The sequence below is a fragment of the Variovorax sp. 770b2 genome, assembly GCF_900115685.1.
Lineage (GTDB): Bacteria > Pseudomonadota > Gammaproteobacteria > Burkholderiales > Burkholderiaceae_C > Variovorax.
This window is the reverse complement of sequence record NZ_FOXJ01000004.1, coordinates 142,110-159,223: the sequence shown is the minus strand read 5'-3', so window position 1 is coordinate 159,223 and position 17,114 is coordinate 142,110. Positions and strand designations below refer to the sequence as shown.

At 69.5% G+C, this 17,114-nt stretch carries 18 protein-coding genes; 5 read left to right on the top strand and 13 right to left on the bottom strand.

Features of this window, described 5'->3' with window-relative positions:
- Nucleotides 1–4 precede the first annotated feature (4 nt).
- Nucleotides 5–1,381: a tetratricopeptide repeat protein gene (locus BM133_RS22455; protein ID WP_093438615.1), complete on the top strand. Its 1,377-nt coding sequence runs from the start codon at nucleotides 5–7 to the stop codon at nucleotides 1,379–1,381.
- Nucleotides 1,382–1,393: 12 nt separating this feature from the next.
- On the opposite strand, the gene BM133_RS22450 is transcribed toward BM133_RS22455, so the two are convergent.
- Both BM133_RS22450 and BM133_RS22445 read right to left on the bottom strand, forming a co-directional pair.
- Nucleotides 1,394–2,089, bottom strand: coding sequence for a histidine phosphatase family protein (locus BM133_RS22450; protein WP_093438612.1), 696 nt, complete (start codon nucleotides 2,087–2,089; stop codon nucleotides 1,394–1,396).
- A 31-nt stretch (nucleotides 2,090–2,120) separates the two neighbouring features.
- Nucleotides 2,121–2,774, bottom strand: coding sequence for a Yip1 family protein (locus BM133_RS22445; protein WP_093438610.1), 654 nt, complete (start codon nucleotides 2,772–2,774; stop codon nucleotides 2,121–2,123).
- A 39-nt stretch (nucleotides 2,775–2,813) separates the two neighbouring features.
- Here BM133_RS22445 and BM133_RS22440 point away from each other — a divergent pair, with 39 nt between their 5' ends.
- Complete coding sequence (locus tag BM133_RS22440; RefSeq protein WP_256219333.1) at nucleotides 2,814–3,629, top strand: alpha/beta fold hydrolase; 816 nt, start codon at nucleotides 2,814–2,816, stop codon at nucleotides 3,627–3,629.
- A gap of 14 nt (nucleotides 3,630–3,643) precedes the next feature.
- On the opposite strand, the gene pcp is transcribed toward BM133_RS22440, so the two are convergent.
- From pcp to BM133_RS22425, 3 genes are read right to left on the bottom strand one after another with little or no spacing between them, the layout of a single operon-like run.
- Nucleotides 3,644–4,345 carry a pyroglutamyl-peptidase I gene (gene pcp, locus BM133_RS22435; RefSeq protein ID WP_093438608.1) on the bottom strand — a complete coding sequence of 234 codons (702 nt, stop codon included), beginning with the start codon at nucleotides 4,343–4,345 and terminating at the stop codon, nucleotides 3,644–3,646.
- A gap of 41 nt (nucleotides 4,346–4,386) precedes the next feature.
- Nucleotides 4,387–4,644, bottom strand: coding sequence for a hypothetical protein (locus tag BM133_RS22430; RefSeq protein WP_093438606.1), 258 nt, complete (start codon nucleotides 4,642–4,644; stop codon nucleotides 4,387–4,389).
- Nucleotides 4,645–4,661: 17 nt separating this feature from the next.
- The gene (locus BM133_RS22425) at nucleotides 4,662–6,089 is read right to left on the bottom strand and encodes a hypothetical protein (RefSeq protein ID WP_093438603.1); all 1,428 of its coding nucleotides are present in this window, start codon (nucleotides 6,087–6,089) and stop codon (nucleotides 4,662–4,664) included.
- Nucleotides 6,090–6,603: 514 nt separating this feature from the next.
- Here BM133_RS22425 and BM133_RS22415 point away from each other — a divergent pair.
- Complete coding sequence (locus BM133_RS22415) at nucleotides 6,604–7,542, top strand: LysR family transcriptional regulator (RefSeq protein ID WP_093438598.1); 939 nt, start codon at nucleotides 6,604–6,606, stop codon at nucleotides 7,540–7,542.
- 12 nt (nucleotides 7,543–7,554) lie between these two features.
- Here BM133_RS22415 and pxpA read toward each other — a convergent pair whose 3' ends face one another.
- The 6 genes from pxpA to BM133_RS22385 form a co-directional block, all read right to left on the bottom strand.
- Nucleotides 7,555–8,289: a 5-oxoprolinase subunit PxpA gene (pxpA, locus tag BM133_RS22410; RefSeq protein WP_093438596.1), complete on the bottom strand. Its 735-nt coding sequence runs from the start codon at nucleotides 8,287–8,289 to the stop codon at nucleotides 7,555–7,557.
- A gap of 64 nt (nucleotides 8,290–8,353) precedes the next feature.
- On the bottom strand, nucleotides 8,354–9,352 hold the full coding sequence (locus tag BM133_RS22405; protein ID WP_093438593.1) for a 5-oxoprolinase subunit C family protein: 999 nt from the start codon (nucleotides 9,350–9,352) through the stop codon (nucleotides 8,354–8,356).
- Nucleotides 9,349–10,011 carry a 5-oxoprolinase subunit PxpB gene (gene pxpB, locus BM133_RS22400; RefSeq protein WP_093438591.1) on the bottom strand — a complete coding sequence of 221 codons (663 nt, stop codon included), beginning with the start codon at nucleotides 10,009–10,011 and terminating at the stop codon, nucleotides 9,349–9,351. Before pxpB ends, BM133_RS22405 begins: the two co-directional genes overlap by 4 nt.
- 6 nt (nucleotides 10,012–10,017) lie before the next feature.
- Complete coding sequence (coaD, locus tag BM133_RS22395) at nucleotides 10,018–10,521, bottom strand: pantetheine-phosphate adenylyltransferase (protein ID WP_042582798.1); 504 nt, start codon at nucleotides 10,519–10,521, stop codon at nucleotides 10,018–10,020.
- A 43-nt stretch (nucleotides 10,522–10,564) separates the two neighbouring features.
- Nucleotides 10,565–11,245, bottom strand: coding sequence for an RsmD family RNA methyltransferase (locus BM133_RS22390; protein WP_093438588.1), 681 nt, complete (start codon nucleotides 11,243–11,245; stop codon nucleotides 10,565–10,567).
- Between the two features lie 32 nt (nucleotides 11,246–11,277).
- Complete coding sequence (locus BM133_RS22385) at nucleotides 11,278–11,913, bottom strand: LysE/ArgO family amino acid transporter (protein ID WP_093438585.1); 636 nt, start codon at nucleotides 11,911–11,913, stop codon at nucleotides 11,278–11,280.
- Between the two features lie 75 nt (nucleotides 11,914–11,988).
- Here BM133_RS22385 and BM133_RS22380 point away from each other — a divergent pair, with 75 nt between their 5' ends.
- Complete coding sequence (locus BM133_RS22380; RefSeq protein WP_093438583.1) at nucleotides 11,989–12,900, top strand: LysR family transcriptional regulator ArgP; 912 nt, start codon at nucleotides 11,989–11,991, stop codon at nucleotides 12,898–12,900.
- A gap of 9 nt (nucleotides 12,901–12,909) precedes the next feature.
- Here the strand turns inward: BM133_RS22380 and BM133_RS22375 are convergent, their stop codons facing one another.
- Nucleotides 12,910–14,253 carry a M16 family metallopeptidase gene (locus BM133_RS22375; RefSeq protein WP_093439359.1) on the bottom strand — a complete coding sequence of 448 codons (1,344 nt, stop codon included), beginning with the start codon at nucleotides 14,251–14,253 and terminating at the stop codon, nucleotides 12,910–12,912.
- Between the two features lie 20 nt (nucleotides 14,254–14,273).
- Entirely contained in the window at nucleotides 14,274–15,725 is a 1,452-nt protein-coding gene (locus tag BM133_RS22370; protein WP_093438580.1) for a M16 family metallopeptidase, read from the bottom strand.
- A 29-nt stretch (nucleotides 15,726–15,754) separates the two neighbouring features.
- Between BM133_RS22370 and ftsY the strand changes: the two genes are divergently transcribed.
- On the top strand, nucleotides 15,755–17,023 hold the full coding sequence (ftsY, locus tag BM133_RS22365; RefSeq protein ID WP_093438578.1) for a signal recognition particle-docking protein FtsY: 1,269 nt from the start codon (nucleotides 15,755–15,757) through the stop codon (nucleotides 17,021–17,023).
- Nucleotides 17,024–17,114: the final 91 nt, after the last annotated feature.

Here is a 17,114-nt window from a genome sequence, read left to right as displayed (position 1 = left end):
CGCCATGCCCTCCGGAAACTCGCACGCCGCCGACAGCCTCGGCAATCCGCTCACCCTGGACGATGCCGCCAGCCTCGCGCTGGTCGACGACTTCGTCATGGGTTTCATCTCGACCGAGTCGCGCGCCGCCAACCTCATCGCACTGGCCGACACCGATGCAAGCCCCCTCGTGCAGGCGTACTGCGCGACGCTGCACCTGTTCGCCGAATCGCGCGACGCCGTAGCGAATGCGCGGCCGTTTCTCGCGAAGGCCCGGGCCGGTGCCGCGCGCGCCACGCCGCGCGAGCAGCGCTACATCGCGGCCATCCAGGCGTGGGCCGACGGCGACATCGCCCGCGCCATCGCGCTGCACGCAGAGCAGGCGCGCGAATTTCCGCGCGACCTGGTATCGGTCAAGCTGGGCCAGTACCACTGCTTCAACACCGGCGACTGCCCCGGCATGCTGCGGCTCGCGCTCGCGGTGCTGCCTTCGGCGGCCGACGTGCCCTACCTGCACGGCATGGCCGCCTTCGGCTACGAGCAATGCCACCTGATGCGCGAGGCCGAGGCCAGCGCGCGCCTGGCCATCGCCATGTGCCGGAAGGAGCCGTGGGCGCACCACGCGCTCGCGCACGTGATGCTCACCGAAGGCCGGCTCGCCGAGGGGCTCGCGTTCATGGAGAGCGTGAGCGACACCTGGATCGGCCTGAACTCCTTCATGGTCACGCACAACTGGTGGCACGTGGCGCTGTTCCTGATCGACCTGGGCCGCGACGCCCAGGCGCTCGCGGTGTACGACGAGCACGCCTGGGGCGTGGTCAAGGACTACTCGCAGGACCAGATCGGCGCGGTGTCGCTGCTCGCACGGCTGGAGCTCGCGGGCATCGACGTGGGTGCGCGCTGGAACGACGTGGCGGGGTATTTGCTGCAGCGGCAGGCGGACCACGTGCTGCCCTTTCTCGACCTGCAATACCTCTATGGCCTCGCGCGTGCCGGACGGCCCGAGGCCGATGCGCTGCTGCACAACATCGAGGCCTTTGCGCCCGGTGCACCGCCCTCGACGCGCGCCGCATGGCAGCGCGTCTGCGTGCCGGCCGCGCACGGGCTCGCGGCCCATGCGCGCGGCGATTTCGCGGGCGCGATCGAAGGGCTGGGCGTGGCGCTGCCGCGCATGATCGAGATCGGCGGCAGCCATGCGCAGCGCGATCTGTTCGAACAGGTGTACCTGGATGCGTTGGTGCGCATGGGCAGCGAGTCCACGCTCGCCGCGGCGCAAGGCATCCTGCAGCAGCAACTCAATGGCCAGCCTGAATCGCTGAGGCTGCGACGGCAGGCGGGGGCCGTCTACGCGCGGCTCGGCCTCGGGCAGCTCGCCGCCGGCGTCATTCCGGCAAGGGCCTGAGCGCGCGGGGCCTCAGCCTTTGCTCTTCAGGTGCCGCGTCTGGTCGTAGGTCGGCTGCGGCGGCAGGTCGGCCATGTGACGCGTGTCGGCCCAGTCGACGATCTCGATCGCTTCAGGTGCAGCCGGGTCGGCGATGCGGATGCGATTGAAGCCCGCGTTGGGAATGTCGCTCTGGCGCGGGCCGCTCAGGCTCAGGCCCTTGGCGGTGCGCCACACCATGTCGAGCACGCCGCCATGGGTGACGACGATCAGGTGCTGTCCCTTGTGGGCGGTGGCGATGGTGCCCAGCGCCGCGACGATGCGCGCGTGGAATTCACGCGCCGTCTCGCCCTCGGGCATCGCGTGGTCTTCGCGGAACTCCAGCCACTCTTCCCATGCGCGCGGATGCAGGCTCTGGATCTCGTCGGAGCGCATGCCCTCGACGATGCCGAAGTACTGCTCCCGCAACGCCGCCGAGGTGACCACCGGCAGCGACAGCTGCAGCGCCGCCGGAGCGGCCGTTTGCTGCGCGCGCATGAGGTCGCTGCTGAGGAGGTGTTGTGCCGTTTCGCCCGCCAGGCGCAGGCCGATGCGGCGCGCCTGCTCGTGGCCGATGTCGTTGAGCGGCACATCCGCATGCCCCTGGAAGCGCAGCTCGCGGTTCCAGGCGGTTTCGCCGTGACGGATCAGGATGATGTCGGTGGTGGTGTCGGGTTTGGGCGTTGGCATTGCCGCCCATTTTCCACCGTGCGCGTGACGCTCAGGTTTTTGCGGCAGCCAGCTGTTGCACAACTGCCACCGCTTCGCTTGCGAAGCCCATGCCTGTGCCCATGCCGACGCGCGCGGGCGACGGCGTGAGCAGCGCCAGCACCCAGGCGATGACGAAGCCGCCGACGATGGCGCAGACCACCACCACCGCGGTGTACGCGATGGCCTTGTCGACCGGGCACTTCATCAGCACCGGCAGGCCCAGGTAGAGCAGGTAGATGCCATAGAGCGCGGCCACCGCGCCCAGCACCGACAGCGAGGGCAGCAGGCTGAAGATGCCGCCGACGAAGGCCGCGGTGCTCGAATAGGCCGAGAGCTTGAGCGCGCTGATCTGGCTCTTGGTGCCCTCGAAGGTCGGCGCCATCGCATCGATGATGAGAGCGAGCACGAACACCATGACCAGCGACAGCACATAGCCCACGACCATGTTGGCCAGCCCCGCGACGACCGGCACGCGGAAGTTGACGCCGAAGACGCCGAGGCCGACCACCGAGAGGCCGATGAAGCTCGCCACCGCCGGGATGAGCGCCAGGATCATCACGTAGTTCTTGTAGAGCGAAGCGGCATCGGCCGACTCCGCGTCGATCACGGGCCAGGTGGTCTTGGGCTTGAGCAGGATGTCCTGCACACGTTGAACCAGGTTCATTTGTTGTCCTCGACAGGGGCGCCAAAACGCGCGCGCACCGTGCGCGCGCAGCGACCGCGAGTATGCCGGTGCGCGCCCGGCGCGGGTGCCGGCCATCAAGCCTATGCCGTTCGCGGGCTTGCCGCGATCGCGCAAAATCGCCTCATGCCCCACCTTGTCCTGCTGCCCGGCCTCGCCTGCGACGAGCGCCTCTGGGAGGCCCAGCGGCCTGCCCTTCCCCCCGCCTTCGACGCCCGCGTGAGCGACGTCCAGACGCGCAACGACACGATCGAAGCCATGGCCGCGGCCGTGCTGCGCGAGCACGCGGGGCCGCTGATGCTCTGCGGCGCGTCCATGGGCGGCATGGTCGCGATGGAGGCGGCCCGCCAGGCGCCCGAACGCATCGCCGGGCTCGCCCTGCTGGGCACCAGCGCGCGGCCCGAGCCGCCCGACATGTTCACGATGCGCGAGGCGGCCATCGAACTCTTCGAACGCGGCGAAGCGCGCGACGTGATCGAAGCGAATGTCTACTTCGCCTTTCATCCCACGCAAGCCGGCGACCCCGTGCTGGTGCAGCGTTACCTGGACATCGTGCTCGATGCCGGCACGGCCCAGCTCATCGCTCAGAACCGCGCCGTGATGCGACGCCCCGATGCGCGCACCCACCTGGCCTCGCTGCAGGCGCCGGTGCTGCTGATGTGCGGCGACGACGACAAGCTCGCGCCGCCCGAGCACACCCGCGAGATGGCCGCGCTGCTGCCGCAGGCCGAGGTGGTGTGGGTGCCGCAGTGCGGCCACATGCTGACGATGGAGAAGCCCGAGTTCGTCAACGCGGCGCTGAATGCGTGGCTCGCGAAGACGTTTCCGCCGGCCTGAAAAGGCTCAGTGCATCAATGCAGCTGGCCGCCGGTCTCGGCCACGTCCTGCTTCACCGCGAGCGCGGTGGCGACCGCGATGCGCAGCGCCTCGGTCATCGTGGCCAGCGACATGCTCGGCGCACCCGGAAAACGTGCCGCCTGCTCGGGCAGGTACGGAATGTGGATGAAGCCACCGCGCAGGTCCGGCAAGTCCGATGACCCCGCAATGGGGTGCGTCGCGATGCGGTGCATCAGCCCGTAGAAGATGTGGTTGCACACGAAGGTGCCCGCGCTGTTCGACACCGAAGCCGGAATGCCGGCCGCGCGCAGGTCGCGCGCGATAGCCTTGATCGGCAGCGTCGAGAAATACGCGGCCGGTGCATCCGCCACCACCGGCAGGTCGATCGGTTGGTGACCCGCGTTGTCGGCGATGCGCCCGTCGTCGATGTTGATCGCGATGCGCTCGGGCGTGATCTCCGAGCGTCCGCCGGCCTGGCCGACGCAGAGCACCAGCTGGGGCTTCAGTTCGTCCATCGCGTTGACCAGCGCCTCGATGGCGTCGCCGAAGACGCAGGGCATCTGGCGGGCGTGCACCGTGGCGCGGCCGATCTTCGCGCCGTCGAGTGCGCGCACAGCCTCCCATGACGGGTTGATGGCTTCGCGGTCGAACGGATCGAAGCCGGTGAGCAGGACGCGCAACGGCGGGGAGGATCTGGGTGACTTCGGTTGGGTCATGCACCCGAAGTTACCGCAGAAAACCTTCCCGGCGAGTGCCGCTATTTCTTGGGCGCCAGGTCGAGCGGGCTTGCGGGGAGGTCGCTGCGCCGTGTCTTCGGCTTCTCTTCGATCTTGCAGTCGCTGTCCTGGAACGGGCCGGACAGCCGCTCCCAGTCGGCGTTGATGACCTGCTGGTAACACACGACCTTGCCGCTCTCCTTGTGCTTGAACAGATAGAACCCGCCAACCGGTTGGGCCAGCGCGGTGCTGCAGGCGGCGACCCCACCGAGAATGAATACGAGGGCTGCGAATTTCATGGTCTTCCTCCTGGAAATCAAGGTGCGGGCGACGTCGCCAGGCTCTTCGCGAGCGCAAAGATCAGATTGCGGGACTGCGCGACGATTCTTTCGCGATTGGCCTCGAAGCCCGCACTGGTGACTCCGCTTGGCGTCTGCATGGTCGGCGTGTGAATGTGGCCTGCCGGAATGGTGAGCCCGAAAATGTCGCGCATCAAGGTGTTGCGGTAGGCGCTGGCATTGGACAGGTAGTTGCCCCCACCTCCATTCAACGCGCAATTCGTTTCTTGCGGATTCAGCGGGTTCGCGGCCAGCAATGCCGCCGCCGCATCGATCTTTTTCTGTGCATCCGCTTCTTCTGCAGAACCGGACGGAGCGGCAAACCAGGCCGCTCTTGCGGCATCGTAATCCGCCTTGGCCCTGGTCGCGTCTGCAGCAGCTTGGGTGCACGGGGTGACGTCGTAGTCGTCATTCCTGGCCACAGCCCATCCGCCCCCATCCAGGCCCGCTGCGGTGTTGGCATCGATCAGCTTCTGGAACGGCAGGCTTGCGGCAACGAATTGCGGCGGCGTATCCCTTTTCCATGGCGTGGCCGCATACCCCAACCATCGTTGCGGCGGATTGATGTCGCACTCGAGCGTCGCAGGGAAAAATCCGCCATCGCAGGGCGGATTCAGGTTGTCGTTGCCCTCGAAGTTCGCGAAGTGATAGCGCCCGTTGTAGTGCTCCAGGTCGAAACTGGAACGGCCTTGGCTCATGGTGACGGACGCATCGACGCGCTTGCTGCCGGGCTTGAACCAGGGCCCCAGCGTGTCTTCCTGCATACCGGCGATGAAGGGCCCGTAGTTGACGGGCAGGATGAAGGTGCGGATCACCGCCGTGGTGCCGTCGGCCAGCGCCACGGTATTGCCGTCCAGTGACAGGATGGTCGCCCCCGAAGGATTGCCCTTGAGCATCCCCAGCTGTCCGTCCCTGCCTGCGGCGCCCAGCGTGAACGGATCGAAGCCACTCACAAGAATGCGCTTGTACTGCGGCCCCTCGGGGAAATCGATGGCGTACTGGCCGCGGGAGGCACGTTCGAACTCGTTCTGCAGTGCGGCGCGCTGGTCGTCCGAGAGGGGGAAGTCGGGCTTCCACTGGCGCAGCGCCAACGTCATGGTGAGGCGCGCCCAATACAGCATGCGGTCGTCGCTCCTGGACAAGGTGCCCTGCACGACACGCCCCTGGACGCGGTCCAGTGCGGCCTGCCAGAGCTTCACGCCCTCGCTCCTGAGCAGCGTCACCGCCTCGTCGTAGCTCGATGCGCCGGCCATGCCGTTGTTGCACAGCTTCGCGGCGAAATCGGGACCGAACTTGTCGAACCCGCTGGCCTGCAGGAGCTGCTGCGAGAAGCTCAGGGCATCGCTGCCGGAGAGCTTGTTGGGCAGGCGCTGCTCCTCGTAGGACGCCGTCACGGTGGTGTCCATCGCGCACTTGGCCTGGACCGGCGGCGGTGCGGGTGCGGGTGCGGGTGGAGGTGGAGGTGGCGGTGGATTCGTCGCCGGCGGCGGTGCGGGTGGCGGTGGCGGTGACGGTGGATTCGTTGCCGGTGGCGTCCCGCCGGCAGCAGCCGCCGCAGCCGCTGCCAGGGCCGCGAGCGTGGCCGGATCGGCCCCGCCGCCTCCGCCTCCACCGCCGCAACTGGCAAGCGCCAGGGCGCAGGCACCGAGCGCGGCGCCCGCCGTGAGCCGCCGTGTGGTCATCGTTTTTTTCATCTCTTCCCTTCCCTGCTCGGGTGACGTGAAAGCCGGGTGCGCCCACTGGCACGACTTCTGCAACCGCCGATGCGAAGGCAGCGGTTGCAGAGGGCGGGTTGCACCTCTCTGTATGTGTGACGGCTTTATGAAAACATGGCGCCTCGGTGGCTGTCGAACGAGTTTTTGTTGAAGAGGCCGATAACAAAAATTCGCCAGGCGCCCGGACGCAGGGAGAGACTCATCCATGAACACACGATTCCTAGAGACGCTCGTGATGCTCGACCGCCTCAAGAGCTTTCGCGAGACCGCGCAGATGCTCTGCACGACGCAGGCGGCCGTGTCCAAGCGCATCGAGGCGCTGGAAGAAGAACTGGGCGTGATGCTGGTCGACCGCACGCAGCGCACGCTCAAGCTCACGATCCTCGGCGAGCAGGTGGTGCGCCAGGCCGAGCAGATGCTCGCGCTCGAAAAACAGCTCAAGCTCTCGGTCCGGCCCGATGCGCCGCCCTCCGGGCGGGTGCGCATCGGCGTCATCGAGACGGTGGTCCACACCTGGCTCACGCCGCTGATCCACATGCTGAGCGAGCGGTTGCCGGCCATCGAGCCCGACATCACGGTGGACACGGCGCACAACCTGCGCGACCAATTCCGGCGCCGCAAGTTCGACCTGATGATCCAGAACGACGACATCGCGGACGTGGCGAACGACGGTGAGTCGACCGTCACCTCGCTGTGCCGCTTCCCGATGCTGTGGGTGGCGCGCCCCGCCGTGCTGCCGAAGGCCCGCACCCTGCGGCTGGAAGACCTGGAGCGGGTGCCGGTCCTCACCTTCTCCCGCACCTCGGGGCCGCGCGCGCATGTCAGCGCGCTGTTCGTCGGGCGCGCCACCGAGCCGCGCGTGTGCAGCTTTCCTTCGGTGCAGTCGATCATCCAGCTCACGAAAGGCGGCTTCGGCGTGGCGGCGATCCCGCCGATCTTCGTGAGGAAAGAGCTGGCCGAGGGCTATCTCGAAATTCGCGACGGGCCCGCGCTGCCGCCGATGGTGATCACGCTGGCGCATGTGCGCGACACGGCCCCGGCAGTGCATGCGGTCGCCAAGCTCACGCGCGCCATCGTGGCCGACTACTGCGCCGAAGCGGGAGAAGAATGGGTGAGCGCGCTGTCGCCCGACCCGTTGCCTTGAAGACGGCGCCGGTCAGGCGCGGACCGCGATGCCCTCAGCCTGCAGGCGCTCCCGGATGCGGCGCGCGAAGGCCAGCGCATGTGCGCCATCGCCATGCAGGCATACGGTCTGCGCGTTGACGGCGACCGTGCTGCCATCGATGGCAGTCACGCGGTGGTCGCGCACCAGCGAGAGGGTCTGCGCGATCGACTGCTCCTCGCTCTCGATCAGCGCGCCGGGCTGGCTGCGCGGCACGAGGCTGCCGTCGGGCATGTAGCCGCGGTCGGCGAACACTTCTTCCACCGGCGTGAGGCCGGCGCGGCGTGCGGCGTCGATCATGTTGCTGCCCGCGAGGCCGAAGAACCTGAGCGAAGGATCGAAGCGGCGCACCGCCTCGCAGAGCGCATCGGCGAGCTCGGGCTCCTTCACCGCCTGGTTGTAGAGCTGGCCGTGCGCCTTCACGTGCGCGAGCTGCCCGCCTTCGGCCTTGACGATCGCGGCGAGTGCGCCGACCTGGTAGAGCACGTTGGAGACGATCTCGTCGGGCGGCAGGTGCATGGTGCTGCGGCCGAAGTTCTCGCGATCGGGGAAGCTGGGGTGCGCGCCGATGGCCACGCCGTGTTCGATGGCCCAGCGCACGCACTGGCGCATGGTCTTGGCGTCGCCCGCGTGCCAGCCGCAGGCGATGTTGGCGGAGCTCACGAGGCCCAGCAGCGCTTCGTCGCTGCCCGCGCCTTCGCCGAGGTCGGCATTGAGGTCGATGTGCATGGGGAGGTTCCTTCTTCTTCAGCGGGACTGCACCGGCGCAGCCCGCTGGCGGTGCGCGCACAGTCTATGCCGCGCCCGGCCAGCCTGCCACGGCGAGGCCTTGTGCCACCTGCGCGAGGTAGCGCTGCTGGTCGGCCCACGCGGCGAGCGCCCCCGCCATGTCGGCCTGCACGAGGCGCAGCTTGCCGTTGAGCGGCGCCTGCGCGAGCTTCCACAGGTCGGCGCGGATCACCACGCCGATGCGCGGATAGCCGCCCGTGGTCTGCGCATCGCCCATCAGGATGATCGGCTGGCCCGAAGGCGGCACCTGGATCGTGCCGGGGATCACGCCCGAGGAGAGCATGTCGCCCGCGCGCTTGCGCTTGAGTTCGGTGCCGGCCAGCCGGCTGCCCATGCGGTTGCTTTGCGAGGTGATGCGCCAGCGCTCGCCCCACAGCACGTCGCGCGCGGCGAGCGTGAACTGTTCGAACTCGGGGCCGGGCAGCACGCGCAGGGCGATGGCGCCGTCTGGCTCTTCCGCGCCCCAGTCGGGGCCGCGCAGGCCGAAAGGCTTGCGTGCGCGTTGTGCGGCATCGAGTTGCGATGGGCCCAGCTGCAGCTTGTCGCCCTTGCGGAGGGCTCGGCCTTCGTGGCCGCCGAAGCCGGCCTTGAGGTCGGTGCTGCGCGAGCCGAGCACGGGCGCCACGTCGATGCCGCCCGCGACGGCGAGCCAGCTGCGAAGCCCGGCTTTCTTCACTCCCGATGCATTCGCGCCCTGGAGCTTGAGGACCTGGCCCGCGGCCACCGGCACGCTCCAGCAGGGCCAGAGCGGCACGCCGTCGAGCCGCGCGCCGAAGTCGTCACCGGCGAGCGCAATGCGCGTGTCGGCTTCGAAGCGCAGTTCGCAGCCGCCCATCGTGAGTTCCAGGCCCGCGGCGCCGTCGGCATTGCCGACCAGCCGGTTAGCGAGCGTGAGGGCCAGCACATCGAGCGCGCCGCCGGGACAGATGCCCAACTGGCGATGGCCGTGCCGCCCCAGGTCCTGCACCGAGGCGAGCAGGCCGGGTTTCTGGACGACGATCATGTCTCTACGCTCTCGACGACGAAGCGCACGCGGTCGCCCGGGCGCAGCAGGGTGGGCGGCTCGGCGGCCGGATCGAACATCTCGAGCGAGGTGCGCCCGATGAGCTGCCAGCCGCCCGGCGACACCAGCGGGTAGATGCCGGTCTGCTCGCCGCCGATGCCGACCGAGCGCGCGGGCACCGCCGTGCGCGGCTCGGCGCGGCGCGGCGTGGCCAGTTCGGGTGCGAGGCCGCCCATGAAGGCGAAGCCCGGGAGAAAGCCGAGCAGGTAGACCACGTACTCGCCCGCGCTGTGGCGCCGCACCACCTCGGCCGGCGTGAGGCCGGTGTGGGCCGCGACATCGCCCAGGTCGGGGCCGTGTTCGCCGCCATAGGCGACCGGAACCTCGACCAGCCGGCCTTCGACGGCCTTGGCCGAGAGCTTCGGCCACGCGGCGAGCACCTGCGCCATGAGCGCATCGAGCGCGATCGCGGTCGGATCGAAAGTCAGCGTGAGGTTGTTCATGCCCGGCAGCACTTCGCCGACGCCGGGCCATTCGCGGGCCTGCGCGGCGAGCGCCCAGATGCGCTGCTGCTGCACCAGCGTGGCCGGTGCCGGCAGCTCGCACAGGAGCGCTGCATCCCCCAGCAGATGCAGGCGGGGTGGCGGCGAACCGCTCATCGCGGGTTATTCACGGCCGAGGCTGCGGACCTTGGCGGCCAGCATGTGCTCGACGTTGGGCGAGACGAACTTGTTGACCTCGCCGCCGAGCATCGCGATCTCGCGCACGAAGGTGCTGGAGATGAACTGGTATTTGTCGCTGGGCGTGAGGAACACGGTCTCCACGTCGGGCATCAGCGAACGGTTCATGCCCGCGAGCTGGAACTCGTAGTCGAAGTCGGTCACGGCGCGCAGGCCCCGCACCATGGCCTTGCCGCCGCGCGCCACCACGAAGTCGCGCAGGAGCCCCGAGAAGCTCTCGACCGTGACCTGGTCGCTGTAGGGCTTGACGGCTTCGCGCGCCATGTCCATGCGTTCCTGCAGGGTGAACAGCGCCTTCTTGTGGTGGCCCGCCGCGACGGCGACGATCACCTTGGAGAAAAGCTGGGTCGCACGTCGCACCACGTCCTCGTGGCCGAGGGTGATGGGATCGAATGTGCCCGGATAAACCGCGATGACGTTGCTGGCCATGGTTGCTTGTTCCTCATGCAGCCGGTGCGGCTTGTTCGGCGGATTATGCAGTCCCCTCCGAGGCCAGCCGCAACAGGTGGGCATGCACGGCGCCGGCCTTCAGGTAACGAAAGCTGGCGAGCCCGAAAGCGGCCAGTTCCTCGTCGTTCCACTGGCGGGGGGCTTCCAGATACGCGACGCCGCCGGGACGCAGGGCGCGCGCCGCGGCGCGCAGGGCTGGTTCGTAGAGCGCGACGCTTTCGAAGGGCGGATCGAGAAAGACGGCATGCAGGCTGCCGGCCGTCGTGCGCTCCAGCGCCGTGACGCCGTTGCCGCGCTCGATGCGCACGGCCTCGGCCGAGAGCTTGGTCCTGGCGGCCTGCAGCTTCGCGACCAGGTCGCCATCCTGCTCGCACATCAGTACGTTCGCCGCACCGCGCGAGGCGGCTTCCAGGCCCAGCGCGCCGGTGCCCGCAAAGGCGTCGACGCAATGCCAGCCCGGCAGTTCGCCGCCGCCCGCGCCGGCCAGGCTCGCGAGCCAGTTGAACAGCGTCTCGCGCACGCGGTCGGGCGTGGGGCGCAGGCCCGGCTTGTCGGCCACCGCGAGGCGGGTGCGCTTCCATTGGCCGCCGATGATGCGGACCTCGCTGGGGCGTGTGGATCGCGCGGGGCTCTTGGGGCTCTTGGGGCTTTTTGGGTTTTTGGCAGACGGCGAACGCGGGGCTGCGGCGGGTTTCTTGGGCATGCGGGGAGCTTAACGCCGCCGCACCGGGCCGATCAGAAGCCCGTCAGCGCACGCCGGGCCAGCATGGCGGCCAGCACGAGCATGGTGCCGCCGATCAGCGCATCGAGCATCTGCCAGGCGCGCGGACGCGCGAACACCGGCGCGAGCAGCCGTGCGCCGAAGCCCAGCGAGGTGAACCACAGCACGCTCGCCACCGAGGCGCCCGCGACGAACCACACCTTGAGCGAGCCCGCGTACTGCGCGCCCGCGCTGCCCACCAGCAGCACCGTGTCCAGGTAGACATGCGGGTTCAGCAGCGTGAAGCCCGCCGCCTGCGCCACCACGGCCGCGCGCGAGAGCGAGCCCCCCTGCGCCGCCGCCTGCAGGGCGCCGGGCTGGCGCGAACGCCACAGCGCACGCAGGCCGTAGGCGCACAGGAACGCCGCGCCGAGCCCCGCGAGCACCGTCGCCAGCATCGGCCGCCCCTTCAGCGCCTGTGCCATGCCGGCCACGCCGGCGCCGATCAGCACGGCGTCGCTGGCCGCGCAGAACAGCACCACGGCAGCGACGTGCTCGCGCCGCAATCCCTGGCGCAGCACATAGGCGTTCTGGGCGCCGATGGCGACGATGAGCACCAGGCTCATGAAGAGCCCGTTCAGGAAGGCGGTGGTGGCGAATTCGGCAGACATGGTGCGAGCTTGCCGTGCGCTGCGGATTAATTCAAACTAAACCTCCTAACTTCAATTCAGTTTGGCTAAACACCGATGCTCGACTACGCCGCCCTCAACGCCCTGGCCGCTGTCGTGCGCGAAGGCAGCTTCGAGCGCGCCGCGCGCGCCTTGAACGTCACGCCCTCGGCCGTCTCGCAGCGCGTGAAGCTGCTGGAGGAGCGCACGGGCGGCGCGCTGCTGGTGCGCGGCCAGCCCTGCGTCGCCACGGAAGCGGGCCTGCAGCTGTGCCGGCACGTGGAGCGCGTGGGCATGCTGGAGCACGAACTGCGAGAAGCCCTCCCCGCCCTCGGCATGGGCGGCGGCGAGGCGGACGAGCGCGTCACGGTGCGCGTGGCCGTCAACGCCGACAGCCTGGCCACATGGTTCATGGCCGCCGCAGCCGCCTTCGCCGCGCAGGAGGAAGCCGCGCTGCTCGACCTCACGGTGGACGACCAGGACCACACCGCCGAACGCCTGCGCAGCGGCGCCGTGCTCGCGGCGGTGACCGCGCTGGCCCAGCCGGTCGCCGGCTGCAACAGCGAGGCGCTGGGCACGATGCATTACGTGGCGGCCGCAAGCCCCGGATTCGTGAAGCGGCATTTCGCCAAGGGCGTCGGCGCGCGAACGCTGGCCAGCGCGCCCAGCCTGGTGTTCGACCGCAAGGACCGCCTGCAGGCGCGCTGGGTGCGCCGCGTCTGCCACCGCAACGTGGAGACGCCGCGGCACTGGATTCCATCGCCCAACGCGTTCGTCGAGGCGGCGTGCGCGGGCATGGGCTGGGGCATGCATCCGGCCAGCATGGTGGCCGAAGCGATCCGCGAGGGGACGCTGGTGGCGCTGGTGCCGGGCTCGACGCTGCCGGTGCCGCTCTACTGGCAGCAGGCGCGTGCGGCGCCGCAGTTGCTCAGGCGGCTGGGCGCGGCGGTGCGTGCGGCCGCGACCGGCGGCCCGCACGCGCTGGCATAGCGGCTACGGCTACTTCCCGCCCACCACCACCGTCACCATCCGCTCCGGCTGCAGCTTGCGCGCAAACGCCGCCTTGACTTCAGCCGCCGTGACGGCATTCATGCGCGTGGTCCAGGTGTCCAGGTAATCCAGCGGCAGGTCGTGCCAGGCGATGTTCGCGACGTTGCCGATGAGCTTGCGGTTGCTGTCCAGCAGCAGCGGAAAGCCGCCGATCAGGTTGTCCTTCGCGGCCTTCAATTCGCTCTCGGTCGGGCCTTCGGCCACGAACCTGGCGAGCACTTCGCGCGACATCTTCACCGCCTCTTCGGCTTGGTCGGGCCGGGTCTGGAAGCCGATGCGGAACGCGCCCGCGTCCAGCCCCGGCGCAAAGCCGCTGTAGATGCTGTAGGTCAGGCCCCGCTTCTCGCGCACCTCGTTGGTCAGGCGCGAGACGAAACCGCCGCCGCCCAGCACGTAGTTGCCCAGGTTGAGCGCGAAGTGGTCGGGGTCCTTGCGCGGGTAGCCGGGCTGGCCGATGAAGACGTGGGCCTGGGCCGAGTCGAACGGAATGCGCTCGTCCTTCGGCGCAGTAAGCGCGGCCACCGGCGCAATGGCGGGCAGCGGCGCGCAGCTGTCGGCTGCGGGGAGGCGCGACAGCAGCGTGGTCGCCACCGACTCGGCCTCGGCGCGCGTGACCGCGCCCACGATGCTGAGCTTGGCGCGGCACGGCACGATGAGCGCCTGGTAGCGCTGGCGCATGGTGGCCGTGTCGATGCGCGCGAGCGTTTCCTCGGTGACCTCCTGCCCATAGGGATGCACGCCGTAGACGTCCTGCCCGAACGTGCGGCCCGCGATGGTCGCGGGCTTGGTGTTGGCTTCCTTGATGGCGGCGTTGATGCGTTCGCGCTCGCGCAGCCACACGTCGTCGGGGAACGAGGGCTCGCCGATCTCGCGCGAGGCCAGCGCGACGGCCTTGCCGAGCAGCGCCGGGTCGGAGAGCGTGCGCAGCGAATAGCTCATGCGGTCGGTGCCCGCGCTCACGTCGAAGCTCGCGCCCAGGTCGGCCCAGGCTTCGCCCAGGGCATTCTGGTCGAGCGCCGGCTCGCCATTCTTGCCGGCGCGCACGCCCTTCTCGACCATCGCCGAAGTCACGCTGGCCAGGCCCGCCTGCGGCGCCGGGTCGCGCCGGCTGCCGGCGTCGAAGTCGACCTGCACGTCGACGATCGGCAGCGCGTTGGTGGCGACGAGATAGATCTTGGCGCCGTTGGCAAGCGTCCAGTGCTGGATGGGCAGCGCGGCCTGCGCGGTGCCGAGGCCGAGCGTGGCGGTGCCCGCGAGCACGGCGCGCAGCGCCAGTTTCTTGAGAGTGTTCATGGTGGTTTCGGACCTGTCTTTCAACGCAGCTCGCCTGCGGGTGCCGCGAAGCCGCGGCCGCGGGGCTTGGCTTCGGGCGGCAAGGGACGCAGCGTGGCCACCGTGAGCTGGTCGTCGCCGAAGTACCTGGCGGCCACGGCCTGCACCTGGGCGGCGGTGACGGCCTGCAGCCGGGCGACGATGCGCTCGCTCGCGTCCAGGGGCAGGCCCTGGACCCAGTTGCTGCCGAGCTCGCGCGCCTGCGCCATCACCGAGTCGCGCTTGTAGGTTTCGCTGGCCACCCATTGGGTCTTGACGCGGGCCAGTTCGGCCTCGCCCACGCCGTCCTTCGCAACGCGCGCGACCTGGGCGCGCAGCGCGGCTTCGACCACTTCGGCGCTCTTGCCGGCGGCGGGCACGCCGTCGAGCACGAAGAGCTGCGGGCCGCGGCCGACGAAGCCCGAATAGGCGCCGGCGGAATCGGCCACCCGGTCGGGGCCCTGCGTCAGCGCGCGGTCCAGGCGCGCACCGGCGTAGCCGTCGAGCACCGCCGAGAGCACCACCAGCGCCCACGAATCGCTGTTCGTGTCGTCGATGTTCGCCAGCTGCGGCACGCGGTAGGCCAGCGACACGTAGGCCTGCTCGGCGGGTGCCTTGAATTCGAGGCGGCGGATGCCGCGCTGCGCCGGCTCGACGCGCGGCTTGCGCGCGGGCACCGCGCCGGACGGAATGCGGCCGTAGTACTTCTCGGCGAGCGCGCGGACCTTGGCGACATCGACGTCGCCGGCCACCACGAGCACCGCGTTGGCCGGCACGTACCAGCGCTTGTGGAAATCGCGCACGTCGGCGGGCGTCATCGCGTCCAGGTCGCTCATCCAGCCGACCACCGGGCGGTGGTAGGGCGAGGCGGTGAAGACGGCGGCGTTCTGCTGCTCGCCCAGCAGCGCGCGGGGCTGGTCTTCGGTGCGCAGGCGCCGCTCTTCCTTGACGACCTCGATCTCGCGCTTGAACTCGTCGTCGGGCCACTGGTTGTTGGCGAAGCGGTCGGATTCGAGCTTCATCACCTGCTCCAGGCTGCCGACCGGAATCTGCTGGTAGTAGCCGGTGTAGTCGCGCGTGGTGAAGGCGTTTTCCTGCCCGCCCAGCTGCGCCACGCGGCGCGAGAACTCGCCGGGCTTGATGTCCTTCGTGCCCTTGAACATCATGTGCTCGAGCGCATGTGCCACGCCGGAGGTGCCGTCGACCTCGTCCATGGAGCCGACGCGGACCCAGACCATCTGCACCGCGGTCGGCGCGCGCCGGTCGGGCTGGACGATCAGCGTCATGCCGTTCGCGAGGGTGAATTGCTGAGGGCCCGGTGCGGCCGCGGTGGCGGCGGAAGATGCAGCGGGGGCCGGTGTGGACTGGGCCTGCGCAGGCATGGCCCCGGACGCCATCAGCGCCACCGCCAGCACCGCACCAGACGCAGCACTGCGTGGCGAGAGGTGTTTCATAGAATGGGTCGGATTGTAAAAAGCTCCTGATGTTCAGTTTCTTCAAGAAAAAACCGCCTGCCGAAACCCCGGTCGCGCCGGCGCCGACGCCCCCGGTCGCTCCGCCCGCCGCCCCCGCACCCGTTGCCGAGCCCGCTCCCGCACGTTCGGTGTTCTCGCCTTCGAGCTGGTTTGGCGGGAAGCCGGCCGCCGAAGAGGCGACGACCGCACCGGTCGAAGCGCCTGCGGTGGTGGTTCCTGCGCCGGCCCCGGTGGCATCGCCAGCGCCCGCGCCGGCCCCGGCCCCGATTCCAGCGCCCGTGCCAACGCCGGTTGCAGCGCCTGCCCCGGTCCCGGTTCCGCCCCCTGCGCCCGTCCCTGCCCCGAAACCCGCCGTCGTCGAAGCGGCAGCGCCCCCCGAGCGCAAAGGCTGGTTCGACAAGCTCAAGACCGGCCTGCGCAAGACCGGCACCGGCATCCAGGCCGTGTTCGTCAATGCGCAGATCGACGATGCGCTGTACGAAGAGCTCGAATCCGCCCTGCTGATGGCCGACACCGGCGTCAGGGCCACCGAGTACCTGCTCGACGACCTGAAGGGCCGCGTCAAGCGCCAGATGGCCACCGACGCGGCGCAGGTCAAGGTGCTGCTGGCCGAAGCCATCGCCGACCTGCTGCGCCCGCTCGAGAAACCGCTGGTCATCGGCCAGTACACGCCCACCGTGATCATGGTGGCCGGCGTCAACGGCGCGGGCAAGACCACCTCCATCGGCAAGCTCACCAAGCACCTGGCCACCGAAGGCGCCTCGGTGCTGCTGGCCGCGGCCGACACCTTCCGGGCGGCGGCGCGAGAGCAACTGCTGGTCTGGGCCGACCGCAACACGGTGGAGATCGTGAGCAACGAGGGCGGCGACCCGTCGGCCGTGAGCTTCGACGCGGTGCACGCCGGCAAGGCGCGCGGCAAGGACGTGGTGCTGGTCGACACCGCCGGCCGCCTGCCGACGCAACTGCACCTGATGGACGAGCTCAGGAAGATCAAGCGCGTGGTCACCAAGGCCGACGCCACCGCGCCGCACGAGGTGCTGCTGGTGATCGACGGCAACACGGGGCAGAACGCGCTCGCGCAGGTCAAGGCCTTCGACGAGACGCTGGGCCTCACGGGCCTCATCGTGACCAAGCTGGACGGCACGGCCAAGGGCGGGGTGCTGTGCGCCATTGCGCGCGAGCGGCCGATTCCGGTCTACTTCATCGGCGTGGGGGAGAAGCTCGAAGACCTGGAGACCTTCGACGCGCGCGAATTCGCGCAGGCACTCCTGGGCTGATTTCGGTTGACCTCGGCCGATTTCAGATAAAAAAAGCGGCCCCCGCTTGCGCCGGGGCCGCTTCTCACTTTCTTCTTCTCTCCCTTCCCCC